The sequence below is a fragment of the Roseovarius sp. MBR-6 genome (genome assembly GCF_040547525.1).
Classification (GTDB): domain Bacteria; phylum Pseudomonadota; class Alphaproteobacteria; order Rhodobacterales; family Rhodobacteraceae; genus Roseovarius.
On record NZ_JBEPPW010000007.1, the window covers coordinates 146,277 to 172,452 of the forward strand.

A 26,176-nucleotide genomic window follows, 5' to 3' on the forward strand; every position below is an offset into this window, starting at 1 on the left:
AACAGGGCATCGCCCTGCCAACCTCGTCATGCGGCCCCCGGCGGATCGTCCCCCGATGAATGACAGGTGCGCGCCCGATGAGTTCGATCACTTCCGTTTCCGGCATTCTGCGGCTCCTGCGCCGCCGCCTCTGGCTCATCCTCGTGGTGACGCTGGTCGGCTGCGTGCTCTCGGTCGCCTTCGCGCTCAGCCGCCCACATGTGTTTCAGGCCACCGCCGTGATCCAGATCGAGACGCCACAGGTAGACCCGAGCACCAGCGCCCAGCTTGTCGCCACCGATGCACGGCTGCGCCTGCAATTGATCGAACAGCGGCTGATGGCACGCGACCATGTCATCGCCATGATCGAGAAACACGGGCTTTTCGCCAACAATCCCGATTGGCCGCTGGATGAAAAGGTGTTCCGCCTGCGCTCCTCCGCGCGGATCGAGCCGATCACGGTCGGTGTGCCCGGCTATGCCCCGCAGGCCGCGACCCCCTCGGGGCTTCGGGTGACCGTGGCGCTCGACAATCCCGACAAGGCCGCCGCCGTGGCCAATGATTTCGTCGCCGCCGTCCTCGCCCAGAATCGCGAGCGCCGCCTTGCCAGCGTGCGCGAGACGCTGAGTTTCTTCACCACGGAGGAGGCGCGCGTGAATTCCGACATCGCCGCGCTCGAGGCCCGCATCGTCGAGTTCAAGCGCGCCAATGCCGAGGCGTTGCCCGAGGCCATCGCGTCGCAGCGTCTCGAGCTTGCCAGCCTGCGCGAGACGCTGCTTTCCATCCAGCGCGAGATCGTGACGCTGGAGACCCAGATCAGCCGCCAGCGGCAGGAGGTCTTTGCCCGTCAGGTGGAGCAATTGAGCGAACAGCGCGACCTCGTGACCGCCCGCATGACCGAGATCGAACAGGCGATAGCCGCCGCCCCCCGCGTCGAGCGCGAACTAGGCGCGCTCGACCGCGACCTGACCCAGCTTCAGGACCAGCTTGGCACCATCACCCGCGCGCGGGTCGAGGCGGAAATGGCCAGCGTTCTGGAAAACCGCCAGCAGCAGGAACGGTTCGAAGTTCTGGAAACGGCGGTACCGCCGGTCACACCTATCTCGGCCAGTCGCAAAAAGCTCGCGGCGGCGGGCGGCGTGGCCAGCCTTCTTCTGGCTGTTGGTCTGGCGCTGGCGCTGGAAATCCTCAATCCGAAGCTGCGCACCGCCACGCAGATGCAGGACGAACTTGACATCATCCCGGTCGTGACCATCCCCGTGGTGCGCCTGCGCCACGAACGCCGCGCCCGCGCCCTGCGCATCGCGGCCACGGTGATCGCCGCACTTCTGGTGCTGCCACTCCTTGTGCGGCTGGTGCAAGACCGCCTGCCCGCGCTACGTCTGCCTGCGACGAACTGAACGGCTCAATACTCGTAACGCGTAATATCCTCGCCCTCGGCGCGGTTCATGACCACGCCCAGAAGCGGCGTGTCGCTGCCCAGCCGCTCCTTCAGATCACGCACCTCCTGCGCTGTCGTGCGCCCGCCCGCCACCACGATCAGGACCCCGTCGAATTGCGGACGCAAGGCCAGCACATCGTCGTGATAGAGCGCGGGCGGCAGATCGAAAATCACCACATCGGGATCAAACCGTGCCGCCAGCACTGCCAGAGCCGCGGCAGCGGCGGGCGATTGCAGCATCTCTGCGGCATAGCTTTCCGCCCGGTCGTTGAGGCCGAGCGCCAGCCCCGCGCCGATATTGAGATCATTGGGCGCGGGTCGCACAAGGTGATCCTCGGGCGCAATCTCGCCGCTCAGGAAGCGGCCCATCGTGCCCGGCTCCTTCACGCCGAAGAGCTTGGCCAGCGACGGGCGGCGCAAATCGGTATCCATCAGCACGGTGCGCAGCCCCGCCTTGCGCGACAGGCTGATCGCCAGATTGGCCGCGACAAAGCTCTTGCCACAGCCCGACGTGGCCGAGGTGATCGCCACCCGGTGCCAGCCCTCGCGCTTCAGGACCGCCACCAGCTTGGTGCGCAGCACGTCAAAGGCGACATGCGCAGGCTCGTCCCGAGTCGCCGAAATGAGCCGGTTGCGTGCAAGATGACGGGCATCGAGCGGCACAGGCCGAAGCGCCGCCCAGGCGGCCGCGACATGCGCGCCCGCATCGGGGGGCGCTTCGACCTCCCCTGCCGCTGATCGCAAAGGCTCAGGCTCAGGCTCAGGCTCAGGCTCAGGCTCAGGCTCAGGCTCAGGCTCAGGCTCAGGCTCAGGCTCAGGCTCAGGCTCAGGCTCAGGCTCAGGCAGCCTCACAGGATCGCCCCTGCGCGCAAGCACTTTTTCCAGCGCAGCCTCCGGCTCCGTCTCATCAGGTGCCGTCGCCTCTGCTTCCAGACGCGCAGCGCGGCGGCGCATATACGCCTCGTGACGCGACAGGGTCGCGTCCTCCGTCTCTGCCTCCGGGGCCTGCCTCATTGCCGGGTCTCCTGCCATCGGGCTCAGATATGCCCCGCAATTCCGGCAACAATGCGACAGAAACGCAGGGATTGTGGGCCGTTCAAAATCCGAACAGCCCAGCCTCATCGACCGCCTGCCGCAGGAAAGCCTCTCGTTCTGCCACCGGGGCCCACCCCAGGAGCGCCTTTGGCGCGGCAGTGTCGAAGCGCGCGTAATGCCCCCGGGAACGCCAGTCCGCCAGCGAGGCGCGCACCACGTCGGGTCGCTTCAACGCATATGTCTTGAGCGCCGCCTTCACCGCATCCGCCGCCCACATCGCCGTGAGGTTCCCCGAACTCACCCGGAGCCGCGCGCCAAGCCGCGCGTGGATCGCGTTGAAATAGGCCCGCGCCGAAATCTGCACATCGCCCACGAGGTTGAACGACTGTCCCTCCGCCGCGCGCGCCTCGCCCATGCGGATCAGCGCCTCCGACACATCCCCGATCAGCACGAAGGGCAGCGGGTTGTCCCCCGCCCCCCAGAGCCGCACCGCGCCGGACCCGTGCCAGCGCCCGATCCCCCAATGCTGCAACGGCCCGCCATTGCCCACCACGATGCCGGGCCGCGCGATGGTCAGCGGCAGGCCATGCTCGCGCCGCATCTCCCAGAGCCGCCGCTCGCATTCTGCCTTGGACCGGGCATAGAGGTTGCGGTCGCTCATATCCTGCGCAAAGGGCGTGGATTCGGTGATCACCGTCGCGGGGTTCGACATGTCATAAGACGCAATCGTGCCGGTATAGACAAGCCGCCCCACCCCCGCCGCCAGCGCCGCCCGTGCGATCCGGTCCGAGACGCCGACATCGTTTTCCAGACAGTCGGCCCAAGAGGTGCCAAGCGCGCGCGCGAGGTTATAGACCGCGCGGGTCCCCTCCATCGCGCGGGCCAGCCCCGCCTCGTCGCGCAAGGAAACGGCGCAGGTCTCCACGGTCTCGGGCAGATCGTCGAAGGGCCCGTGCGCGCCCCGCGACAGCACCCGCACATCCTCGCCCCGCGCGACCAGCGCGCGCGTGAGGTCCCGCCCCAGAAACCCGGTGCCGCCGATCACCAGCGCGGTCGGTTTCGGTTTGCGGCGCGGTTTGGGGCGCTGCACGGTCTCGCGCCCCTGATCGGGCATCAGCGCAATCGCCGCGTCGATCGCCCGCATCACCCCCTCCGCCGCCGTGCCGTCAAAGCGCGGATCAAGCGGTTTGCCCTCGCGGATCGCGCCATAGAACGCCTCAAATAGGCCCATGAAGCCAAGCGCATAGGGCGATTTACGGTTCAGCGATGCGACCTGCCGCGCGGCATTGGCCACCCCCTCGCGCAGATGCGCCCACGCCCCGCCCGTCTCGCGCAGGAACGGGTTGAGCACCAGATCGGCGGTGTTCTCGCGGGTCACGGTCAACACATCGGCGGCATAATCGAGCCGCGCAAGGCCGGACGAGCCGCGCAGGGTGAGCGAACGGTCGTCAATGCTCTCCACGAGTTGCAGGTTGAGCGCCAGATCGACGCCCCCCGCCTCGGCCGTGATCCGCCAGCTTTGCGGGCGCGTGCCCGCACCGGGCAGTTGCACGGGTTTCGACAGGTGCAGCCCCGTCACCGTCACAGGGCCGAAAAGATCATGCGCGAAGGCAAAAAGATGCGGTCCCAACTCGCGCAAGAGGTTCCCCGGCTCGCGCAGCATCCACAGCCCGAAGGGACCAGAGCGCAACGGCCCCAGCGGAAAGGCCCAAGCGATCTCGGCGCTCGACACCCGCCCCAATTCCCCTGCCGCGACCAGCGACTTGAGGCGCTGATAGGCAGGCAGCCCGAGGAAATTATGCCCGGCCGCCACGTGACGCCCGGCGGCGCGCGCCGCCTCGGCCACACAGGCCGCCTCCTCCCCCGAGAGCGCGACCGGCTTTTCCACCAGCACATGCAGACCGGCGGCCAGGCATTTGCGCGCCAGGGCCGCATGGCTGTCGGGCGGCGTGAGGATATGCACCGCCTCGACCGCGCCGCTTGCGATCATCTCGTCCAGCGACGTGAACGCCCGCGCCCCATGCGCGCCCGCCAGACCCTCCGCCGCAGACGCAGACAGGTCACAGACCGCCGCCAGCCGCGCCCCCGGTGTCAGTTGAAGTGCCGCCGCATGCCAGCCCGCGATATAGCCCGCTCCAATCAAACCAACATCAATCACTTTTTCCGTCCTTCAAACCGCTCACTTGTATTCGATGATCTGCATTGCCACCCCCTGCCATTTTCGGAGCTTGTAGGTCAGCATACCGATCAGGTTGGGAAATTTCGACAGGCTGAGGAACATCGCCTGATGCAGCGCCGCGCGCGTGCCCATCCCGCCCTCTCGCAGCCCCTGCGCTGTCTTGGCATAGGACAGCGCATAGACCGCCAACACAGCCACCAGGAGCGGCCACCAGATCAGTCCCGCCACGGCCAGCACCGGCAGCGCCAGGCCATAGGCCCAGACCCGCGCCCGCTCGCGCGCGAAATAGCCCGGATGCATATCACCCACCTGCGCGAATCCGTGCCCCGAGCGGACCGCGCGCCGCCACCATTGCCCGAACCGCGTCATCGCGGCATCGTGGCGCGTCATCGGCAGGGGCAGACGCATGAGCCGCCACCCCGCCTTGCGCAGCCGCTGGCAGAATTCTTCATCCTCCGAGGCGATGATCTGCCCGTCAAATCCGCCCACCGCGCGATAGGCCGCGACCCGCAGCAGCATATCGCCGCCACAGGCCGGGATCTCGCCCGCCGGGCGGTGCCATTCGTGATTGCAGAGCGCATTGTAGACCGACGCCTCGGGATGGATCTCCGACCGCCAGCCGGTGACAAGGCCAAGGCTGCTATCGGCTGCGAGCGCGGCCACCGCCGCCTCGATCCAACCCGGCTCGACGATGCAATCGCCGTCGATAAACTGCACCGCGTAGGGCAGGTCCGCACCCAGCGCGTCAAACCCCGCATTGCGCGCCCGCGCCGCCGTGAAGGGTGTGGTTCTGTCGAGTTCCACCACCTCGGCCCCTACTGCGCGCGCCGCCGCCACGCTGCCATCGCTCGATCCGCTATCGACATAGACCAGCCGCAGCCCCCGGCCCTTGAGCGAGGCAAGGCACGCCTCCAGCCGCGCGCCCTCATTGCGCCCGATGATGACCACCGCCACATTCATGGCCTGCCCTCCGGGCGCACCGTCGCGGGCGGGGTGCCGCGCGAATAGCCGTTGAGCAGCTGCGCCAGCCACGCCGCCTCGCGCGCGCTGTCAAATTCCGCCACCACCCGCGCGCGCCCTGCCGCGCCCATGCCCGCGCGCAACGTGCCGTCGCCCAGAACCTCCGCCAGCGCCGCGCGCAAGGCGCGCACATCCCCCGGTGCCACCAACCGCCCGCTCACCCCGTCCTCGACCAGTTCCGCCACGCCTGCGATGCGCGTCGCCACCACCGGCACGCGGGCAGCGAGCGCCTCCATCAGCACCACCGGCAACCCCTCGGCAAAGCTTGGCAGCACCAGCGCGGTGGCCTCCCGCAAGAGCGCCGCCACCTCGTCTTGCGACTTGTAGCCGACGAAATCGACATGGCCGCGCAAGACCTCGGCCCGCGCCTCGAGCGCCGCGCGCTCCGGCCCGTCGCCCACCAGCGTCAGCCGCAATTCGGGATGCGCGCCCACCAGCCCCGCCAGCGCCTCGAACAGCACTGGCACGCCCTTCACCGCCGCCAGCCGCCCGACAAAGACCAGATGCGCCCCCGCCCCCCCGCGCGGCCCGTCGTAAAGCGCCGGGTCCACCCCGCAATGCACGATATGCAGCTTGTGCCAATGCGCAGGGTCTGAGAACACCATCGCCTGAGACCGCGCGAAATGGCTGATGCAGGCCACGAACCGCGCCCGCGCGATCTTTTCATCCAGCCGCCAGTGATGCGGCTCGTAGAAAATATCCGGCCCGTGCAGGGTGAAACTGTAGGGGATGCCCGTCATCTCGGCACAGAGCATCGCCACCGTGCCGCTCGACTTGGCGATATGGTTGTGGATATGGGTGACGCCGCGCGCGCGCAGATGATGCGCCAGCGCGGTGGCCTCGGCCAGATAGACCATCTGATAGGCCAGCGCCCGCAGCCCGCCGGGACTTGTCCGCCACGCCAGCCGCAGCGCGGCAAACCAGCGACCGGGCCGCCGCCACGCGGCCAACAGCGCCGGTATCAGGCGCAGCGACAGCGTCGCCTCCAGCACGTGAAACGTGCGCGCGGCCTCTGCGCGCTGCTCGGGGCCGGTGTGATGCTCCGCCCCCGTGCGCCGCACCGAACAGGTCTCGACCGTCAGGCCCAGCGCCCGCAGCCCCGCCACCTCGCGCTGAATGAAGGTGTCGGTGGCGCGGGGATATTCGCCGGTCAGATAGGCGATGCGCAGGCTCATGTCGCCCCCTCCCGCGCGCGCCGCAGCGCGGTGTCGAAATCCTCCTGCGGCGCCCAACCGAGCGCCGCCTCCGCCGCCGCGATGTCATAGGCCACGGGTGCCATCCGAGCGCGCAGCACGGCAGGCCGCAACAGCCCCGGCACCCGGTCCCCCAAGGGCGAGAGCAGCCACGCCAGCGGCATCATGAGCCGCCAGTTGAATGGCACCACATGCCGTGGCCAGCCGCCCGCGCGCAGCGCCGCGATGAACCGCGCCCGCGTCGGCCGGTCGGCCCCGAGGATATTGAGCGCGCGCCCCTCTCCCGGCATCTCGGCGGCCAGAACGAAGGCCCGCACGCAATCGTCACGCGAGACAAGCGGCACCTCGCCGCGTCGCTCCATCCGCAGCAGAACCCCGCCGATCACCGGCCCCAGATGCGCGTTCCACACCCGTCCCGGCCCGATGATGGCACCGGGCCGCAGGATCGTGTGCCGCAACCCGCTCTCGCGCAGCATTGCCTCCTGCGCGATCTTGGCGCGCGCATAGGCATCGCGCCGAGAGGGCCGCGCCTCCAGCGGCGTGGCCTCGGTCACGATCCCGCCCGCATCCGCGTCATAGACGGCGATGGAGCTTGCCAGCACGACGCGCGGCGGCAGCGCCATCGCCTGCAAACCCGCGATCAGCCGTGCCGTGCCGCCCAGCGTATCGCGCGCCTGCACCTCCACGTCGCCCGAGAGCGATCCGGCGAGATGGATCACGCACTCGGCCCCCTCCAGCACCGCAGAAGGATCGTCGCGCGCAAGATCCAGATCAGCGCGGGTGAGCGCGCGCACCTCGTGCCCCCGCGCCGCCGCCGCGCGCGCCACCGCCCGGCCGAGAAACCCGCCCGCGCCCGTGATGATCAGCCTCAGGCCCATGGCGCAGGCTCCATCGCCGCGCAGCGCGTGACCATCTCGCGCGCGCCGGTGCCCTCGTGAATCGCCAGCACCACCTCGGTCAGGTGCAGCGCCATGGCATTCGTCAACCGACAGGACCGCCCCTCGGCCTGCGCCGCCAGCATCTCGATGGGTCCGAGCGCGAAATTCATCGCCGCCGCGCCCCAGCGCCCGACCTTGGGATGGCTCGGCCCGCGCGCGCGCAGCCGACGCCCCAACGGGGCCTCCATCAGCCGCCGCCGCAGCGTGAACCGCCGGTGGAAGCGCACCGCCGCGCCATTGTCCCAGACCTCGCGCAGCGCCAGCACACCCTTGTCGCCGATCATCCGCAACCGGTGGTCGTGCGGCGCGACGATCGAGCAGGTGAGCCGCGCCACCTCGCCCCCCTCGAAGATCAGCACCGCGACCGAGACATCCGGCGCGCCCGCACCCGTCTCCGGCACCACCTGCGCCGAGGCCGCCACCACCCGCGTGACCGGCCCGAAGATCGCGATGAGCCAGGCCACAACATAGCCTGCATGTTCCAGCGTGCAGCCCACGGCGAATTCGTCACCTGCGGGCCAGGGCGCGCCGCTCTCGCTCTGCCAGAGCCGGTAGGGTGCCTGCGGGATATAGCCGTCATCCATCTCGGCATGGATGAGCCGCACGCGGCCCGCCACACCGCGCCGCACCGCCGCCAGCATCACCTGTGCCGCCTCGCCCAGAACCGAGGCCGGGGCCGACAGATGCCAAAGGCCGCGCGCTTCGGCCAGATCGTGCAGCGCCTGCGCCTGCTCCAGATCGAGTGTCATCGGCTTTTCACACCAGACATGGTGGCCGGCCGCCAGAACGGCACGGCTGACCTCTGCGTGCGAGGCCGGGTTGGTGAGGTTGAGCACCACATCGCCGGGTCTCAACCGGTCAAGCAGCGCCGCGAGCGAGGCCACGCCCTCGACCCCCCAATGTGCCACGAATGCCGCCTGTCGGGCGGCGTCGCGGTCATGCACGCCCACCACCGCAACATCGGGATAAAGCCGCAGCGACCGCATGTAGAGATCGGCCACGAAGCCACAGCCGACAAGCGCCACGCGCCCGGCCACATCCTGCCCGCCTGATCCCGATCTGCCTGCCATCACACGCCCATTCACCATGCCAACATGGCGAGAATCCGACAATATTTCCGCAAAGCCAAGCCATTGCGCGGAAATCCCGAAATCTCCCCGGTTTCGCCCTCTGGCCAACGCGATCCCGCGCGCCTTATACCACCCGTGGCAAAGGAGCACCGCGTGGAATTCCGCATCAAGGACCAGACCCTGCGCATCGCCCCGCGCGACCGCGCCGCCCTTCTGTCAGAGGTGGCGCGCCGGTTCGCTGCGGGTGAGGGGTTTGCGCTCGCCACGCTCAACCTCGACCACCTTGTGAAGCTGCGCGCCGATCCTGCGTTTCTCGACGCCTATGCGCGCCATGACCTGATCGTGGCCGATGGCAACCCGGTGGTGTGGCTCTCGCGGCTCGCGCGCCGTCCGGTCGGGCTTGTGCCCGGTGCCGATATGGTTGCGCCGCTTGCGCGCCTGGCCACCGAGGCGGGCCACACCGTTGCGCTTGTCGGCAGCACCGAGGCGGCCCTGCAAGGGGCCGAAGAGGGGTTGCGCGCCGAAGTGCCCGGGCTGCGCGTTGCCGCCCGCATCGCGCCGCCCATGGGGTTTGATCCCACGGGGCCGCAGGGCGCGGCGGTGATCACGGCGCTGCGGCAATCCGGCGCGCGGCTCTGCCTGCTGGCGCTTGGCGCACCGAAGCAAGAGATTTTCGCCGCCCGCACCCGTGCCGCCCTGCCACAGATTGGCCTTGCCGGGATCGGGGCCGGTCTGGACTTTCTCGCCGGGACACAGCACCGCGCGCCGCGCCTTGTGCGCCGCCTCGCGCTTGAATGGCTGTGGCGGATGCTCTCGCAGCCGCGTCGCCTCGGGCCGCGCTACGCGCGCTGCGCGGCGTTGCTGCCCGGCCTCGCGCTTGACGCGCTGCGCCTCCGGGCGCGCCCCTGAGCCCTCAACCGAACACCGCCGGCAAAGGCGCGCGCGCCAGCACCGCATCATAGACCGCGCGCACCTGCCGCGCCTTCGCCTCCCATGTCGCCTGCGCCCTCACCCAATCACGGCCCGCCCAACCCATGGCGGCCAGCCCCGCGCGGTTCTGCGCCGCACGCTCGAACGCACCGGCAAACCCGGCAACAATCGAGGCCCGCGTGCCAAGCGGCACCTTCATGCCGCGCCCCTCGGCCACCAATTCGCCCGGTCCGGCATAATCGACGATGAGCGGCGGCACGCCCAGCGCCATCGCCTCCAGCACCACGCCACCACCGAACTCGCGCACCGACGGAAAGGCAAAGAGATGACAGGAGGCAAGCACATCCTGCACAACCTCATGCGCCAGCCAGCCGTGAAACCTGACCCGGTCCGCCACACCAAGGCCCGCCGCCTGCGCGCGCAGATCGCCCATCATCGGCCCGTCACCCACGATGTCGAGCACCAGCCGCCCGTCGCGCAGCATCGGCGCCGCCGCCTCGATCAGCATGTCCGGCCCCTTGTAGGGCACCAGCCGCCCGACGAACGCGGCGCGCAGCGGGCCGCCCTCGGCATGGGCCGCCAACCGCGAAAACCGCATCGGATCAATGGCGTTTTCCGGCAGATAGACCGCCTTGGCCTGTGCCCATTTCGGCAACTCTCCCAGCGTGTGCCGAGAGCCTGCGAGGATTGCGGTGGCGTGGCGCAGGGTCGATGCGCGCCCCGGCAGCGCCTTGTAGGCGCCGCGCAGATAGCTCAGATATTCCCGCTCGCGCCGCCGCTCGGCATCGAACGCCCTGGGCCATGGCACCCCGCCATTGAGCGGCCCAAGGACGAATGGCACCCCCGCGCCCGCGCACCGCCCCGCCAGCGATGAGGAGATCGTCGGGCTGAGCGGCGTGATCCGGTGCACGATATCCCATGCCCCGGCGCGGATCTCGGCTCCGAAGCGCCGCCAGACCAGATGCTCGAACCACGGATAGCTCAGCGCGCTCAGCGCCTGCACCATGGTCCAGCCCTTGCCCTCGCCCATGCGCAACCGCTCACCCAAGCGCCACACGGGCCGCGCCAGCGCCTCGGATTCGATGGCGGTGAAATCGCGCCCCTCCGCCAGCCCGGCCCGCAAGAATGCCTCGCGGTTGCGCACCTGCGTGACGATATGGACATCCGCCACCGCGCGCAGCGCCGTGGCCAGCGACCAGCCGATCAGCGGCACCGAGACCCATTCGGGATTGGCGGCCTCGGCAATGGCCAGAACGCGCGGGCGGGGCATGTCCGGCCTCACATCAACGGCTTCCAGCCAAGGCCGCGCCGCGCCCCGGCCTCGACCGGGTCGTCCACTGCGTCAACGCCCTGCCGTCGCACCTGTTCGCCAAGCCCCAGCACCGCCCCGGCCAGAAGCCATGTCAGCGGCATCAGCGTTGCGTTGGGGATCAACTCGATCAGGTTGATCGCCAGCAACAGCGCGACCGGCCCCACCAGCGGCCCCGCGCCCAAACTTGCCAGCCCGGCCCCCCGCGCCCAGAGCAGCAGCACCGGCAGCGCGATCAGGCCGAACTCGGCCAGATAGCCCACCCAGCCGAAAATCCCGATCAGGATGATCCAGCGCCCGTCCGACACGGTCATGATCGCCCCGCTGACGGGGTCGAAAATCTGGTTGCGCCCCCAGCTTCCCCAGCCGAACACGGGCTTTTCCTGCGCGCGCGCCAGCAGGATATCCTCGTTGTCGAACCGGAATTGCAACGACGCCGCCCGATCCGGGTCAATCCCCGCCGCCTGTTCCAGCAGCCAGTCCACCGGCACATGGCCCGCCCCCTTCAGCACCGGATAGGAAATCGCCACAACCATCATGATCCCCGCGATCCGCACCTGTAGCCGCGTCGGCAGAAACAGCGCCAGCGGCGCAAGGTAAAGCCCGTAAAGCAGCGAGGCGAGTGATTTCGCCAGCACCAGCACGGCCCCGAGATAGAGCGCCGCCACCAGCCACAGAACGCGCTGCCGCCCATCGGCCTCGCGCGCCAGCGCCAGCGCGCAGGTGATCGCCATGACGGTAAAGAACGCCGCCCACAGCCCGTGATACAGGAACACGATGGGCCGGAACCCGCCTTGCCGGATCATCTGGTCGAACATGTGCTGGAAATACCCGTAGACCCATATGTTGAGCTGCGGCGACAGCCGCACCTCGACCAGCATCGGCACCGAGTAGATCAGCCCCCCGACGGCAATCGCCAGCACCAGTTCGCGCAGGCCCCGCGCCGTGGCCAGATGCGCGCGCGCCAGAAGAAACGGCATGAGCAGGATGAATTGCAGCAGGACGAGCGCCACCATATCCTTGATCCCCAGCCCCGGCAGGCCGATGCGTCCGAAAAACACCTCCTCGGTATTGGTCGCCACGGTTGCGATGGGACTCAGGACAAACAGCGCCACCAGCGCCCGCGCCAGAACCCCCTCCGGCAGAAGCGGACGGCGCACGCGCTCTTTGCCGCAATGATAGAGGCAGATCAGAAAGGTCGCCACGCTTGGCAGCGACTCCTTGGACAGCGGCGGCATCATCGGGAAATCGAACGCCGCAGGCGGCGGCGGCAGGAACAGAAACGCCCCCAGCAGCGACCACACCAGCGCACGTTCCAACGGCCAGCGACGGAACATCACCAGCGTCACCAGCGGCCAGAGCGCCAGCATCAGATATGCGAACCCGTTGGGCATGATGCGCCGGGCACCTCGTTTCTCTTGCCGTGCGGACCGGGATCACCCGTCCCACAGGCCAAGCGTGCCTCAGTTCTTACGCAGCAAGAGGGCAGCATTCCAACGATTTCAGGGCAAGCCGCGCGATCGTGCTCAGCAGCCGGTGCCGCACAGCACCACCCGCACCGTGCGCAGCATCACCATCAGATCGGTTCCAAGCGACAGGTCGCGGAAGTATTGCGCGTCAAACCTCGCCCGGTCGGCAAAGCTGCTTTCGTTACGCACCGAGGTCTGCCAGAACCCGGTTATACCGGGGCGCAGCGCGTAATAGGCCGTGCCGGGATAGATGGCTTGCTGGTCAGGCATCATCGGGCGTGGACCCACCATCGACATCTCGCCCCTCAGCACGTTCCACAACTGGGGCAACTCGTCGATCGAGGTTTTCCGGATGATCCGCCCCACCCGCGTGATCCGGGGATCATCGCGCAGCTTCTGGTTTTCGTCCCATTCGCGGCGGCGCTCCGGGTTCGCATCGAGATAGGCCCCAAGGCGCGCATCCGCATCCGCCACCATGCTGCGCAACTTCCACATGCGGAAGAGCCGCCCGCTACGCCCGACGCGCGGCTGGGTGTAGAAGGGTGATTTCCCGTCGAGCATGATCAGCGGGCAAAATACCCCCACAATCACAAGTGCGACCGGCGCAAGCAGGAGGACAATGGCAATATCGAACACCCGCTTGACCACACGGTCATAAACACCATCACTCTTTTGCCGAACAGGGCCGTTTTGAATAAAATTCGAAAGATCAACGCGGTTCGAGCCCGCAGTATCCACGACCGACATGGCAGCAACTCCCCAGCAGAAACCAGCACTCTCGTGACTTCTGACACCATAAATGACGCCTCGCCGACCCCCCGGCGAAACAAGACCTTTCGTGGATCGAAATGAGGCAAGACCGTGTCGGACGACCCCGACGAATTACACACGCATTCCGAACCCCAGCCGCATATGGCATCACCCGGCTCGCCGCTTCGGCCTTCCAGTAACGTCATGCCCCCACATGCCAGTCACAGGAATTTATCCAAGAACCAAGTAGACTTAGGCAATATGCCCCCGCCATTTTTCGCGGTCAAGACTCTGAGAAAAATACAACTTTTACGATATCGGCCATCGTGAAAAATATAACTTCCTCGAGTTGCCCTGCCATGACTTTGCCATTTTGACTGGCGTGCCTGCCCAAACGATCAGCCCAAAAACGGCCACATTGTTGCCTGGTTTCGATCTTCGATCGCTTCCATCTCCACACCAGTTTTCCCGCCCGGACCGACAAACTGTTTCCGATTTTCGGTCAGCGCTGATATATGTATTCGACTGTTTCCTGAGAACGGAGAATGCGGCAGTAAAACTCCCCATTACGCAGCGTTACGTCCGCATTTCGCTCCAAAAGGGACGGGTGCGGCACGGGCGTGGGGCGGCGGATGACCGCGACCCGGGATCGTCACATTTTCGACAATTTTAAGCCGAGTGCCAAAAGCCGCCGTCGCGCGACAGAACGCCCCCGCGCCCCGGAAGTGGCGCGAATCACTCGCGTGCAGGCACGAAAAAGCCGCCCGGCAGGGACCGGGCGGCGCGTCTCTCTGGGCCGCAGGTATCAGGCGCGCACAAGCGCCTCATAGGCCTGAGAGACCTCGCGGGTCATGGCGCCCACCTCGAAAGTGTAATCGCCGATCTGCCCCACAGGCGTCACCTCCGCGGCGGAGCCGGTCAGCCAGCACTGCTCGAAACCTTCCAGTTCCTCGGGCATGATATGGCGCTCATGCACCTTGATCTGACGATCCTTCAGCATTCCGATCACCGTCTGCCGCGTCAGCCCGTTGAGGATCGCATCCGTCAGCGGCGTGTGCACCTCGCCATCCTTGACGAAAAAGATGTTGGCCCCCGTCGCCTCGGCCACGTAACCACGATAATCGAGGAACATGGCATCCGAGCAGCCCTTGGCCTCGGCGGCGTGCTTGGACATGGTGCAGATCATGTAGAGCCCAGCCGCCTTGGCCGCGACGGGGATGGTCTCGGGGCTCGGGCGCTTCCACTTGGCGATATCGAGCTTGGCACCCTTCATCTTGGCGTCGCCATAGTAATTCCCCCATTCCCATGCTGTCGCCGCCATGCGGATCGGGTTGCGCGCGGCGGCCACCCCCATATCCTCGCCCGCGCCGCGAAACGCCACCACGCGAACATAGGCGTTGCTGAACCCGTTGGCCTCCAGAACCGCGCGCTTGGCCGCTTCGATCTCGTCCACCGTGTAGGGGATCGGCATGTCCATCAGCTCGCCCGATTTCAGCAAGCGTTCGGAATGGGCGCGGCTTTTGAACACCTTGCCATCATAGCAGCGCTCGCCCTCGAAGACCGAGCTTGCATAATGCAGCGCGTGGGTCAGGATATGCACGTTGGCATCCCGCCAGTCGATGAGTTTGCCATCCATCCAGATCTTGCCGTCGCGGTCGTCGTAACTTGCCATGATCCCATCCTCACGGGTTGAATTTTTCATTTATTGCGTGAATTATGGCCATAACGGACATTAAATTACGCAGTTTCTGAAAGTTGCTACCGATTCGATCTTGGAATGTCAATAAAGCTGACTTAATATCGGGCTGTAACGGGTGAATTGTGAACGGAGCAGTGCCATGGCCGAGATGCAGGGCGGCGAAAACCTCTTGTTTCTCACCGATGAGCAATTGCGTCAGGGCATCGAAGCGATGTTCTTTGCCTATCGCGGCTTTACCGCCGATCCGGACCGCATCCTTGCCACCATGGCCTATGGGCGCGCCCATCACCGCGCGCTCCACTTCATCGCCCGCAATCCCGGCACCACCGTGAACAACCTGCTCGCCATTCTCGGCGTGACCAAGCAATCGCTGAACCGCGTGCTGCGCACCCTGATCGAGGATGGTCTGGTCGAAAGCCGGGTTGGCGCGAACGATCGGCGCGAACGGCACCTGACTTTGACCGAGGCGGGCCTGGCACTGGAACGCAAGCTGTCGGATGCCCAGCGCGCGCGCATGCGTGCCGCCTATCGCGCCGCCGGTCCGCAGGCGGTCGCGGGCTTTCGGCAGGTGCTCGAAGCAATGATGGACCCCGACATGCGCCGCCGCTACCATGCCATCAGGGAGTCCGACACATGAGCGAACCTGCGCCGCATCTTCTGATCGTCGACGATGACGAACGCATCCGGGACCTGCTTCGCAAGTTCCTCATGCGGCACGGCTTTCTTGTCTCCGTGGCCCGCGATGCGGGCCATGCGCGGCGTGTGCTCGCGGGGCTTGATTTCGACCTCATCGTGCTCGACGTGATGATGCCCGGAGAGAGCGGCGTCGATCTGACCCGCACCCTGCGCGAGAGCCGCACCACCCCCATTCTGCTGCTCACCGCCAAGGGCGAGGCCGCCGACCGCATCGAGGGGCTGGAGGCGGGGGCCGATGATTATCTCCCGAAACCGTTCGAGCCGCGCGAACTCTTGCTGCGGATCAACGCCATCCTGCGCCGGATGCCCGAACCGGAACCCGAGGAAATCCAGCCCCGCGCCCTGCGCATGGGCCCCGTTCGCTACGATATCGAGCGTGCCGAGCTGACGCGTGGCGGTGCGCCGGTCAAGCTCACGACGACCGAGGTGCAGCTCATGCGCATCTTCGCGGACAATCCGCGCCAGGCGATCAGCCGCGCCCGCCTTGTCGAGGAGTTGGGCCGCGATAACGGGCAGGCGCAGGAACGCGCCGTCGATGTGCAGATCACCCGGTTGCGCCGCAAGATCGAGACCGACCCGAAACAGCCGCGCTACCTGCAAACCGTGCGCGGCGAGGGCTATATGCTCGCGCCCGACTGAGGCGACACATTCAGACACGCATATGTGAAGGTCGGGAACGGGTTTCCCGTTGCAATCACATCTCCGGAACGGTTTTCTGCATTTGCCCGATCTGGGCGGACAGCGTTTTCAGGGAGTGATCCAACATGCCATTCAACAGGTTTCTCGGTGCCGCCGGCCTCATGCTCATCAGCAGTGCCGCGCTCGCCGCCCCCGTCTCCGTCACCACCGTTCTCGACCCGCAGGAGCAGATGCGTTTCGAGATGGGCGACGGCACGCCGCATTTCGTCCTCGCCGTGCGCCGTGAGGGCGTCTCCGAGGGTGAGGGTGCGCTTGCCGGGGCAAAGGTCACCGAATTCGGCTGGCACGACATTCAGCCCCCCATGGGCGGCGACCCGCGCGGCTATCTGCGCTTCGAGGCGGAAAACGGCGATGTGGCCATCGTCAAGTTCACCGTGCGCGCCGTGTTCATGAAGGGTGCGGACAAGCCCGAACTGCACGATGACGGGTTCTGGGAACTTGTGAACGGCACCGGCCAGTTCGAAGGCAAGCGCGGCGTCGGCGTGATCAAGATCGAACCTGCGGAAGGGCCCAAGCGCCTGTTCACGCTCACCGGCGAGATCGGCGACAAACCCTGATCCGTCTGCGCCGCCAACAGGAAAGCCCCCGGCACGAGCGGCCGGGGGCTTTTTCATTGCTGGCAGGTGTCAGACAAAGTCGAAGCTGTCTGCCCCGATTTCAGCGGCGGTCAGGCCCACAAGGCGCACGGTGGCCCCGTCCAGCGTGAACTCGGCCACGCCGCCGACATCGGCAAGGCCAAGCGCCGCGAAATCGAGCGCTGCGCCGCCAGTCTCGATGCGGATACGGTCAAGCCCGACCTCGAAATCCTGCACGAGATCAAGATCGCCCGCTGCGACGCCGGAGAACACGAACACATCCGCGCCCGCGCCGCCCCACATCGTGTCCGACCCGGTCCCGCCGTCGATGGTGTCAGACCCGGTGCCGCCGCCGAGGATGTCGTTGCCGGCGTCGCCCGACAGGCTGTCAGCGCCCGCACCGCCCCAGAGCTGATCGTCGCCGTCGCCGCCATCCAGCGTGTCGTCACCGTCAAAGCCACCAAGCGTGTCGTTGTCCGCGCCGCCGATGAGACTGTCATCGCCCAGACCGCCCCACATCTCGTCATCGCCCGCGCCACCATCGAGCGTGTCGTTATCGGCAGCACCTCCCAGCGTATCGTCTCCGGCACCGCCCGACAGGTTGTCATCGCCCGCAGCGCCCCAGATCTGATCGGCGCCTGCGCCACCGTCGAGCGTATCGTTGCCCGCACCGCCGCCCAGCAGATCGTTGCCGTCGCCGCCACGGAGCAGGTCATTGCCCGCGCCGCCGAACAGGTCGTCATCGCCCGCACCGCCCTCGACCGTGTCGTTGCCGACACCACCGCCGATGAGATCATTCCCGCCCGCGCCCACAAGGCTGTCGTCGCCATCAAGCCCGAAGATCGTGTCAGCCGCGCCGCTGCCGGTGATCGTATCACCCGCGCGCCCGCCAAGCGCCACACCGCTGCCCGGTTCAAGCAGCAGATCGCGCCCGAAGTCGAGATCATAGAGCACCGTGTTGCCATCGCCCTCGAAGGCCACCACCAATTGGGCATTGCCCGTGGCGCTCTCCTCGGCGGGGATGAACTGCATGGTTTCGGGGCTGATGTTCCCGTTTGCCTCGGCGTCGATATACTGCTCGAAGACCGGCGCGGTCGGGTCGGTCACGTCGAAGATCAGGATGCCGTTGTCGCGCTCCAGCCCGACAAAGACATAATAGCGCCCGCCAACCTCACCCACGGCGATGGCCTCCGGCTCCACGCCCTTGTCGTCCGAACGCCCGTCAAAATCCCCGTTGGACTGGTTGAAGAGATCGGGTCGGATTTCCGCGATGAGTTGCGACAGAAGCGACCCGCTGTCAAAGGCCACCTCACCCGCCGCGTTGTAGATCGTGAACGAGCGCGACCCGTAATGGAAAAGCTGGTCGAAATCGCCATCGCCGTCGGTGTCGCCGATATCGGTGCGCACGTTGAGCCGTCCGAGATTCTCGTCAAGCTGCAACAGGTCTGCGTTCGGAAAGGCCGTCGGATCGAGATCGAGGCTACGGACACGCGCCTCGGTCGCGTCGCGTGCGTCACCCTCGTTGGCGGTAAAGATGAAGGTCTCCCCACCGATCTCGACCGCCGTAATCGCATCGGGCTGACGCATCCCGAAAAGGTTGTCGTAGTTTTGCAGGTTGATCGCGTTGTCGCGGTTCGACGCGTCGATCTCAAAGCCCGGCAGCGACCGGTCAACGAGGCCAAAGCTGCGGATCTCGGTCACGGTGTTGGTGGTGAGATCCAGCACCGCACCAGCACCGCATAGGCATTGGCCTCCTGCAACACGACCCAGGCCGTCTCGCCCCCCGGCAGGACGGTGATGTATTCCGGCTCCAGATCCTCCGAGGCAGACTTGCCCGGCTCGATCAACACGCCCGCTTCGCGCAGCGCGTCCTCCTGCCCGTCAAACGCGGTGAAGTCGAGCGTGGTCGCTGTGGCATCCGCTGCACCACCCGAGACGTCGATGATCGACACCCCGCCCAGCGGATCGACGCCGCCCGTCGGTTCGCCCTCATTGGCCACGAGAATACGCGTGCCGTCGGGGGTAAAGGTCACCATGTCGGGCAGGTTGCCCACCTCGACGGTGTTGAGCAGGTTGCCCTCGGTGTCAAATATCGCCACGACGCCATTCGCCTCGGCAGGTGTCACCGAAATTGCCGCCGCGATCAATCCGCCCTGCACGGCCACCGACTGCACGCTGTCGAAATTCGCCACCTGCGTCAGGTCGAAAGACTCGAGCTTTTCGCCCGTCGCCATGTCGAACACGTCGATCACGTCCTGCGCGTCATTGGTGACATAGGCGCGCCCGTCCTCGACGGCGACCACTTCCGAGCCCCCGGTAAAGGTTTCGGTCTCGCCACTGAGGAATTCCGCTCCGATCTCGATATCGAGCCGGTTTTCCGTCTCGTCGAGCAGGATGCGGTCGATCCCGCCGTTGCGCTCAAGCTGCACGATGCGCAGGTCGTTGAACACATCCGTCTCGGCCATGGCAAAGCTGTCGCCGTCCGAGAAATTGTTGGTCATGAAGTCCGCAAGCGCTTCCTGCTCGCCCAGGATCGCCGGATCGTCCGGGTTGGTGGTGGTGCCGCCATCCTGCGTCACATAGGAAATGTCGGTGGCCAGTTCCCGGAACGGGTAGCCGTCGCCGTTCTGCTCGACAAGGAAATCGAGCGTGACCATGCGGATGCTCTCGGGGGCGGCGTCGGTAAATGCCCCGTCGCGGTAGATCACGATGTCATCGCCGGTCGCGGGGTCAATGAGCGCGATTGTCTGGATGCGCTCGCCCGCCACCTCGACCGCGGGCATGCCCGTGTCAGGATCGACCACGAAAGCACCGGTATCGTCGGTCACAAGCCGCTGCGCCGGTGCGCTCTCGTCAAAGCTGACGCGGAAGCCGCCGATCTGGAAGAACCGGCCCGGCGTCGCGCCTGCGGCGGTATTGGTTGCCGCCACGCCGTGTTCGAGGATCATCAAAAGACCCTCGGGCGTCAGCGACACCATGATCAACTGGTTGTCGAACCGCAGCGAGTTCTGGATATCGAGCAGCGAGATTTGCCCGTCCCCTTCATCGGTGCCGGTATCGGTCGACGAGCCGATTTCGGCGCGGATACCGCCACCGTTCTTGAACGAGATCATGACCGTATCATCGGCCTCGCGCGCGGCCTCGAGATTGGCATCTGCGGTCAGGTTGCCAAGGTTGCTCTCCTCGGTGCGCACCGTCTCGCGGCGGCCGTCAAGGAACACGTCGTGATTGCCGAAGATCACCGCGTCGGCGGCCTCGACAATGGCCCCCACGGCGGTGGTGAGGTCCTGCACGATATCGGCCTTGACCGATCCCGCGATGGCCTCCTCCAGCGTCGCGGCCCCGGTCACGTCCAGCACGCCCTGCGCATCGGTGGCAAAGGCCCCCGACACGGCGGCGTCGATCGACTCGACGATCAGCACGCCGTTGTCGTCGAACTCGACCACCAGACGCCCGACATAGCTGTATTCCTCATCGGTCGAGACGATGGCGACCGGGTTGCCACCCGCGTCGGTGGTCAGGAACGGATAGCCCTCGCGCGCCGTGTCGCCCTCGCGCAGCCGGTCCTCGGCATCCGCCTGAAGCGTGCTCGACCCGCCCGCGATGATGATGTCCACCCCGTCGAGCAATCCGGCCAGTTCCTTTTCCAGCGCGATCTGCTGAAGATGCGAGGTCAGGATGATCTTGTTCGCACCTGCGGCAATCAGCGCGTCGATCTGCGGCTGGATCGCGGCGGCCAGCGCCGCCATGTCGGTCGCGCCGCCGGTGGTTTCCTGAATACCGCCGGTCGAGGAAATGCTGGCGATGATCTGCGTCGTGGCACCCACGATCCCGACCAACTCACCGTTCACATCGACGATGGTCGCGGGCGCGATGGCCGGTCCGATATTGCGCGCCGCAAGGTCAGCGACCGATTCGGCAAAGCTTGCCGCGTCGAGGATCTCGTCGGTGAACAGCCGCCCGAGAGACCCGTCGCCCGAAAAGTCGATATTCGAGGACAGGTAGGGGAACAGCGCGCCGGTCCAGCCGATCGCGCCATTGCCGCCCGAGGCATTGATGATGCCCGCCAGCGCATTGGTGCCCGCATCGAACTCGTGATTGCCGAGCGCCGAGGCGTCAAAGCCGAGCACGTTCATGATCATGACATCCACGCGGCCCACGCCCGCGCCGAGGTTCACATTGACCTCGCCCAGCTCGATCCCCTGCACCTCGGTCACGAACCGGACGAAGGCATCGCTCAGCACCGGGGCCAGCGTCGGATCGGCGGCGGTCGAGAAGAACGGTCCGGGAATGAAATTGTCGCCCGCCGAGATCAGCAGCGTATTGGCAAACGTGTCTTCCAGCGTATCGACGATCGCGGCAAAGTTCGGCGCGTTCTCGAGTGCGGCAACGCCGCCTTCAAGGTCGCTCGCATGGAGCAGTTGAAGCGTATAAGCCATCGGAAATCCCACCCGGTTTGAGAATGAAGCTGCGGGTGTGATAGTGTCGCTCTGTGACAGCGGGATGAGGAAAACGTAACGGGTTTGTATCAGCGGACACCCTCGTGTGCCGCTTGCCCCGAAGGCGCGCGCGGCCTAGGGTCTGCGCAACCAGATCGAGCGCCGCGAACCCGTCATGCCCCGCCTGCTCCTCCCCGTCCTCGCCGCGCTCGCCCTTGCGGCCTGCGCGCCACAGGGTCCCGCGCCCCGTGCGCCCGCAGACCTGGCCCCGGCCCCGCCCGGCGCGCCGCCCGGCACCTGCTGGGGCAAGGAGGTCGCCCCGGCGGTGATCGAGACCGTGACCGAACAGGTCGAAATTGCCCCGCCCAGCTATGGCCCGGACGGCAGGATGACAGCCCCTGCGCGCTATGCCACGGAAACACGGCAGGTGATCGTCAACGAGCGTCAGGTGCTCTGGATCGAAACCCCCTGCCCCGATGTCATGACGCCCGAATTCATCTCCTCGGTGCAGCGCGCACTGGCGGTGCGGGGTGAGTATCGCGGCCCCGTGACCGGCACGCTCGACCCCGCCACGCGCGACGCGATCCGTCGCCATCAAGTGCCGCTCGGCATCGACAGCGACACGCTCGCGCTCTCGACCGCGCGCAGCCTCGGCCTCGTTGCCGTGCCGCGCCCGGAGTGATCATCATTCGTTGTCGCGCAGCCAGGCGGGGCGCAGCGCGATGACGGTGGGCCGCTCGGGCAGCGACCGCAGCGACACCTCCACCTCGTTCGCGCCGGGGCGCTCGATCACGAACCCCTCATCTTCCATCCCGCGCAGGAACCGCTCCAGCGTCATGTCGGTAAACCAGTGCATCGGCAGGATGACGCTGGCCTTTACCCGACGCATGACGCTGATCATGCTGTCCACCGCCATGGTATAGCCACCATCGACCGGCACCATCACCACATCCATGCGCCCGATCGCGGCATATTGCTCGTCCGTGGGCTCGTGATGCAGATGGCCCAGATGCGCGATACAGAGCCCTTCCGTCTCGAAAACGAAGATCGAATTGCCATTGCGCTCGCGCCCGGTCTCGCCCAGCCGGATATCGGTCGGCACGTTGCGCACCAGCATGGCACCAAGGTCAAGATGATGCTCGACCCCCTCCCCGAACGGGCCCCAGCCCGGCAGGACATGCGGGATGCGCGGATCTGGGTTGGCGGTGAAATGGGTGGAATGGGCGTGGTTCATGGTGGCAATGTCGGGGATGAAATCGGCACTGCCCAAAAAGCCGGCGTAATCCGTCACCGCAGAAAGCCCACCCCCGAGGATGAGAAAACTGGCATGGCTGACATAGCGGATGCGCACGGTGTAATCGGGCAGCGGCGCGCGAAAGCTGGCCTTGTGCAGATACGCCACCCCCGGCGTATTCTCCGCCACGGCAATGCAATGGCTCGGGCGTCGGTCCTGCGCGAAGGCGGGCGTGGTCAGGATGAAAAGGGTCAGGGTCAGGGCAAGCCGGATCATGGCACATCTCCTCTTGTCCCGAGGAGAATAGCACGGATTTGCGCAAGGTCAGGGTCTGACCGTCACCGGTGGTGAAAGTCCCGCCCATTCAGGTCTGTCAGGATCTCCCCCTCGATCATTTTTGCGGTTTTCTTCCGGGGCGCACATTTCAGAGCCCAAGGTCTTCCGGGATGGAGGCCATCCTACCGCGGGTCAGCAGGATGGCCAGAGTGAAGGAGCCGCGCGCCCCGGCGAGGAGCACGAGGCGGGCGGCCATGCCGCGCTGGTGGCAACACTTGTCGAGGCCAGGGCCGTTCCCGGGATCAACTGATCTCTCCCGCAGCCGGGGCGAGAGCGGCCACGGGCGTGCCTGCTCTCGCCCTTGTCATGACACAGATCAAGGCGGTCTTCATGCCGTTTGCGCCATGGTTTACCGAACGTCGCGCACACGGAGGACCCAATGTTTCGCCTCGGCCTTATCCTGCATCTCTTCATCGGCTCCACACTTGCGGGCTCGGCCGTCATCGCCGCGCTGGTGATGGGGTTCGATACGCTTTACCCCATCATGATCGCCGCCGCGCTCGGCTTTGTCGTCGCCGTTCCGGTCACGTGGCTGGTGACGAAGAAACTTTACGAGACGCGCTGACGGTCCCCATTTCCCGCCGCGCCACCGCGCCCTAGATTGGCCGGCATGAACGCCCTGCCCGCCCCGATTTCCCGATGGTTCGCCGCCCGTGGCTGGCAGGTGCATTCGCATCAGGCGGCAATGCTGGCGCGCGCGCATGACCCCGCGACGCTGATCATCGCGCCAACCGGGGGCGGCAAGACGCTGGCGGGGTTCCTGCCGACGCTGGTTGATCTCTGCGAGACGCCCCGCGCGGGGCTGCACACGCTCTATATCTCGCCGCTCAAGGCGCTCGCCGCCGATATCAGGCGCAACCTGACCGGCCCGATTGCCGAGATGGGCCTTGATATCCGCGTCGAGGACCGCACCGGCGACACCTCCGCGCATGTCAGGCGCCGTCAGCGCGCCGACCCGCCGCATATATTGCTCACCACGCCCGAAAGCCTTGCGCTTCTGCTGTCCTATGAGGACGCACCACGCATCTTCGGCGGCCTCACCCGCGTGATCGTCGATGAAATCCACGCGCTGGCCGAATCGAAGCGCGGCGATCAGCTGATGCTCGCGCTCTCCCGGCTTCAGGCGCTTTGCCCCGGCCTGTGCCGCGTGGGCCTGTCGGCCACGGTCGAGGATCCGCCGGCACTTGCGCGGTTTCTCGGTCACGGGGCGGAGCCTTGCGCGATCCTTCAGGCCGCCCCCGGCCCCGAGCCGGATATCGCCATGCTCGACGTGGGCGCAGCCCCGCCCTGGGCCGGGGGCGGCGCGGCCCATGCGATCCCCGCCGTGCTCGACGCCATTCGCGCGCATCGCACCACGCTTGTTTTTCACAACACCCGCGCGCAGGCCGAGATATTCTTTCGCAACCTGTGGCTGGCCAACGATGATGCGCTACCCATCGCCATTCACCACGGCAGCCTTGACCGCGAACAGCGCGCCCGCGTCGAGGCGGCGATGGCAGCGGGTGCCTTGCGCGCGGTCGTCTGCACCGGCAGCCTCGATCTGGGGCTTGACTGGGGCGACGTGGACCTCGTGATCCAGATCGGCGCGCCGAAAAACGTCAAGCGGCTGGTGCAGCGCATCGGGCGCGCCAATCACCGCTATAACGCACCCTCCAAGGCGCGGCTGGTGCCCGCCAACCGCTTCGAGGTGGTGGAATGTCTGGCCGCGCTCGAGGCGGTGCGCGCGCATGATCTCGATGGCGCGCCGCGCGGGGCGGGGCCGCTTGACGTGCTGTGCCAGCACATCCTCATCCGTGCCTGTGCGGGGGCCTTTGACGCGGGCGCGCTTTATGAGGAGGTGCGCGGCGCGGGGCCATATGCCACGCTCTCGCGCGCGGATTTCGACGCCTGTCTCGAGTTCTGCGCCACGGGGGGCTATGCTCTGCGCGCCTATGACCGCTGGCAGCGCCTGCAACAGCGCGCCGACGGGCTCTGGCAATTGCGCGACCCGCGCAGCGCCCGCCTTATCCGCATGAATATCGGCACGATCCAGGATACCGATACGCTCAAGGTGCGGATGAAGCGCGCGCGCGGCGGCGCGCCCTTGGGCGAGATCGAAGAGGGCTTTGCCGCCACGCTCAGCCCCGGCGACACCTTCCTGATGGGCGGTCAGGTGGTGCGGTTCGAGGGTTTGCGCGAGATGGTGGTGGAGGTGAGCCGCGATCCGGGGCGCACGCCGAAAATCGCCACCTATATGGGCACGAAATTCGCCACCTCGACCCAGCTTTCAGACCGAATTCTTGCGCTGCTCGCCCGGCCCGACTGGCCCGATCTGCCCGCGCCGGTGCGCGATTGGCTGCACCTGCAACGCGAGGTGTCGGAGATGCCCGCGCGCGAGCGGCTTCTGATCGAGAGCTTTGCCCATGAGGGGCGCGAACATGCCTGCGTCTACGGCTTCTCGGGGCGCAACGCGCAGCAGACGCTGGGGCTTTTGCTGACCAAGGAGATGGAGGCCGAGGGGCTGGCACCCATGGGCTTTGTCGCCACCGATTACGCCACGCTGATCTGGGGGCTGGAACCGCTCATTGAGGCCGCGCCGCTTCTGGCCCCTGGCCGACTGCGCGGGGGGCTGGAAAGCTGGCTCATGGGCAACGCGGTGATGAAGCGGACTTTCCGCGCCTCGGCCACCATCGCGGGCCTTATCCAGCGCAACAGTCCGGGCGCGCGCAAGAGCGGGCGGCAGGCGACGGTCTCGTCGGATATCCTCTATGACACGCTGGTGAAATACGACCCCGACCACCTTCTGTTGCGGATCACACGGGCCGAGGCGATGCGCGGCCTTGTCGATTTCGGCCGCATCGAGGAGATGCTGGCGCGCATCGGCCCGCGCATCACCCTGCGCCGCCTGCCGCGCATCTCGCCGCTGGCCGCACCGCTCTTTCTGGAGGCGGGGCGCGTGCCGGTGGCGGGCGCGGCGCAAGAGCGGCTTCTGGCGGAGGAAGCCGCGCGGTTGATGGCCACGGCGGGGCTTGTCCCCTGAACCACAGAAATCACGCGCCGCTCCACCCAACCCCCTTGCCAAGCCCCCGGCTGGGGTATATGCGCCCGTCTCACGGTCGGAGTGTAGCTCAGCCTGGTAGAGCACTGTCTTCGGGAGGCAGGGGCCGGAGGTTCGAATCCTCTCACTCCGACCAATGATTCCCGGA

Annotated in this window: 21 protein-coding genes and 1 tRNA gene; 9 read left to right on the forward strand and 13 right to left on the reverse strand. The window is 66.8% G+C overall.

Features of this window, described 5'->3' with window-relative positions:
- The first annotated feature begins 77 nt into the window (after positions 1-77).
- Complete coding sequence (locus ABIE57_RS11235; protein ID WP_354539109.1) at positions 78-1,379, forward strand: Wzz/FepE/Etk N-terminal domain-containing protein; 1,302 nt, start codon at positions 78-80, stop codon at positions 1,377-1,379.
- Positions 1,380-1,384: 5 nt separating this feature from the next.
- On the opposite strand, the gene ABIE57_RS11240 is transcribed toward ABIE57_RS11235, so the two are convergent.
- The 6 genes from ABIE57_RS11240 to ABIE57_RS11265 all read right to left on the reverse strand — a co-directional run bounded on the left by ABIE57_RS11240 (position 1,385) and on the right by ABIE57_RS11265 (position 8,873).
- Entirely contained in the window at positions 1,385-2,434 is a 1,050-nt protein-coding gene (locus ABIE57_RS11240; RefSeq protein ID WP_354539110.1) for a CpsD/CapB family tyrosine-protein kinase, read from the reverse strand.
- An 82-nt stretch (positions 2,435-2,516) separates the two neighbouring features.
- A complete protein-coding gene (locus tag ABIE57_RS11245) occupies positions 2,517-4,613 on the reverse strand; it encodes an NAD-dependent epimerase/dehydratase family protein (RefSeq protein ID WP_354539111.1) in 2,097 nt (698 codons plus the stop codon).
- A 21-nt stretch (positions 4,614-4,634) separates the two neighbouring features.
- On the reverse strand, positions 4,635-5,594 hold the full coding sequence (locus ABIE57_RS11250; protein ID WP_354539112.1) for a glycosyltransferase family 2 protein: 960 nt from the start codon (positions 5,592-5,594) through the stop codon (positions 4,635-4,637).
- Positions 5,591-6,829, reverse strand: a complete 1,239-nt coding sequence (locus ABIE57_RS11255) for a glycosyltransferase family 4 protein (RefSeq protein ID WP_354539113.1) — start codon at positions 6,827-6,829, stop codon at positions 5,591-5,593. Before ABIE57_RS11255 ends, ABIE57_RS11250 begins: the two co-directional genes overlap by 4 nt.
- Positions 6,826-7,725: an NAD-dependent epimerase/dehydratase family protein gene (locus tag ABIE57_RS11260; RefSeq protein WP_354539114.1), complete on the reverse strand. Its 900-nt coding sequence runs from the start codon at positions 7,723-7,725 to the stop codon at positions 6,826-6,828. The genes ABIE57_RS11255 and ABIE57_RS11260 overlap by 4 nt, the downstream gene beginning before the upstream one ends.
- On the reverse strand, positions 7,716-8,873 hold the full coding sequence (locus ABIE57_RS11265) for a Gfo/Idh/MocA family protein (RefSeq protein ID WP_354539115.1): 1,158 nt from the start codon (positions 8,871-8,873) through the stop codon (positions 7,716-7,718). Before ABIE57_RS11265 ends, ABIE57_RS11260 begins: the two co-directional genes overlap by 10 nt.
- Positions 8,874-9,008: 135 nt before the next feature.
- Here ABIE57_RS11265 and ABIE57_RS11270 point away from each other — a divergent pair, with 135 nt between their 5' ends.
- Positions 9,009-9,764, forward strand: coding sequence for a WecB/TagA/CpsF family glycosyltransferase (locus ABIE57_RS11270; RefSeq protein ID WP_354539116.1), 756 nt, complete (start codon positions 9,009-9,011; stop codon positions 9,762-9,764).
- A 4-nt stretch (positions 9,765-9,768) separates the two neighbouring features.
- Here ABIE57_RS11270 and ABIE57_RS11275 read toward each other — a convergent pair whose 3' ends face one another.
- The 4 genes from ABIE57_RS11275 to ABIE57_RS11290 all read right to left on the reverse strand — a co-directional run bounded on the left by ABIE57_RS11275 (position 9,769) and on the right by ABIE57_RS11290 (position 14,985).
- Entirely contained in the window at positions 9,769-11,055 is a 1,287-nt protein-coding gene (locus tag ABIE57_RS11275; RefSeq protein ID WP_354539117.1) for a glycosyltransferase family 4 protein, read from the reverse strand.
- An 8-nt stretch (positions 11,056-11,063) separates the two neighbouring features.
- Entirely contained in the window at positions 11,064-12,488 is a 1,425-nt protein-coding gene (locus ABIE57_RS11280; RefSeq protein WP_354539118.1) for a hypothetical protein, read from the reverse strand.
- A gap of 132 nt (positions 12,489-12,620) precedes the next feature.
- Positions 12,621-13,310 (reverse strand): sugar transferase, encoded by a 690-nt coding sequence (locus ABIE57_RS11285; RefSeq protein ID WP_354539119.1) that lies wholly within the window; start codon positions 13,308-13,310, stop codon positions 12,621-12,623.
- Positions 13,311-14,118: 808 nt separating this feature from the next.
- Positions 14,119-14,985: a branched-chain amino acid aminotransferase gene (locus ABIE57_RS11290; RefSeq protein WP_354539120.1), complete on the reverse strand. Its 867-nt coding sequence runs from the start codon at positions 14,983-14,985 to the stop codon at positions 14,119-14,121.
- A gap of 166 nt (positions 14,986-15,151) precedes the next feature.
- Between ABIE57_RS11290 and ABIE57_RS11295 the strand changes: the two genes are divergently transcribed.
- The 3 genes from ABIE57_RS11295 to ABIE57_RS11305 all read left to right on the forward strand — a co-directional run bounded on the left by ABIE57_RS11295 (position 15,152) and on the right by ABIE57_RS11305 (position 16,964).
- Complete coding sequence (locus ABIE57_RS11295) at positions 15,152-15,649, forward strand: MarR family winged helix-turn-helix transcriptional regulator (protein ID WP_354539121.1); 498 nt, start codon at positions 15,152-15,154, stop codon at positions 15,647-15,649.
- A complete protein-coding gene (locus tag ABIE57_RS11300; RefSeq protein ID WP_354539122.1) occupies positions 15,646-16,347 on the forward strand; it encodes a response regulator in 702 nt (233 codons plus the stop codon). The genes ABIE57_RS11295 and ABIE57_RS11300 overlap by 4 nt, the downstream gene beginning before the upstream one ends.
- A gap of 125 nt (positions 16,348-16,472) precedes the next feature.
- Positions 16,473-16,964, forward strand: coding sequence for a hypothetical protein (locus ABIE57_RS11305; protein WP_354539123.1), 492 nt, complete (start codon positions 16,473-16,475; stop codon positions 16,962-16,964).
- A gap of 69 nt (positions 16,965-17,033) precedes the next feature.
- Here ABIE57_RS11305 and ABIE57_RS11310 read toward each other — a convergent pair whose 3' ends face one another.
- Positions 17,034-18,707: a choice-of-anchor I domain-containing protein gene (locus tag ABIE57_RS11310; RefSeq protein ID WP_354539124.1), complete on the reverse strand. Its 1,674-nt coding sequence runs from the start codon at positions 18,705-18,707 to the stop codon at positions 17,034-17,036.
- Positions 18,680-21,421, reverse strand: coding sequence for a choice-of-anchor I domain-containing protein (locus ABIE57_RS11315; protein ID WP_354539125.1), 2,742 nt, complete (start codon positions 21,419-21,421; stop codon positions 18,680-18,682). Before ABIE57_RS11315 ends, ABIE57_RS11310 begins: the two co-directional genes overlap by 28 nt.
- A gap of 175 nt (positions 21,422-21,596) precedes the next feature.
- Here ABIE57_RS11315 and ABIE57_RS11320 point away from each other — a divergent pair, with 175 nt between their 5' ends.
- Complete coding sequence (locus ABIE57_RS11320) at positions 21,597-22,103, forward strand: peptidoglycan-binding domain-containing protein (RefSeq protein WP_354539126.1); 507 nt, start codon at positions 21,597-21,599, stop codon at positions 22,101-22,103.
- A gap of 3 nt (positions 22,104-22,106) precedes the next feature.
- Here the strand turns inward: ABIE57_RS11320 and ABIE57_RS11325 are convergent, their stop codons facing one another.
- Positions 22,107-22,931 carry an MBL fold metallo-hydrolase gene (locus ABIE57_RS11325; protein WP_354539127.1) on the reverse strand — a complete coding sequence of 275 codons (825 nt, stop codon included), beginning with the start codon at positions 22,929-22,931 and terminating at the stop codon, positions 22,107-22,109.
- Between the two features lie 439 nt (positions 22,932-23,370).
- Between ABIE57_RS11325 and ABIE57_RS11330 the strand changes: the two genes are divergently transcribed.
- The 3 genes from ABIE57_RS11330 to ABIE57_RS11340 all read left to right on the forward strand — a co-directional run bounded on the left by ABIE57_RS11330 (position 23,371) and on the right by ABIE57_RS11340 (position 26,164).
- Complete coding sequence (locus ABIE57_RS11330; protein ID WP_354539128.1) at positions 23,371-23,556, forward strand: CTP synthetase; 186 nt, start codon at positions 23,371-23,373, stop codon at positions 23,554-23,556.
- A 45-nt stretch (positions 23,557-23,601) separates the two neighbouring features.
- A complete protein-coding gene (locus ABIE57_RS11335) occupies positions 23,602-26,010 on the forward strand; it encodes a ligase-associated DNA damage response DEXH box helicase (RefSeq protein WP_354539129.1) in 2,409 nt (802 codons plus the stop codon).
- A 77-nt stretch (positions 26,011-26,087) separates the two neighbouring features.
- A tRNA-Pro gene (locus ABIE57_RS11340) sits at positions 26,088-26,164 on the forward strand.
- Positions 26,165-26,176 lie beyond the last annotated feature (12 nt).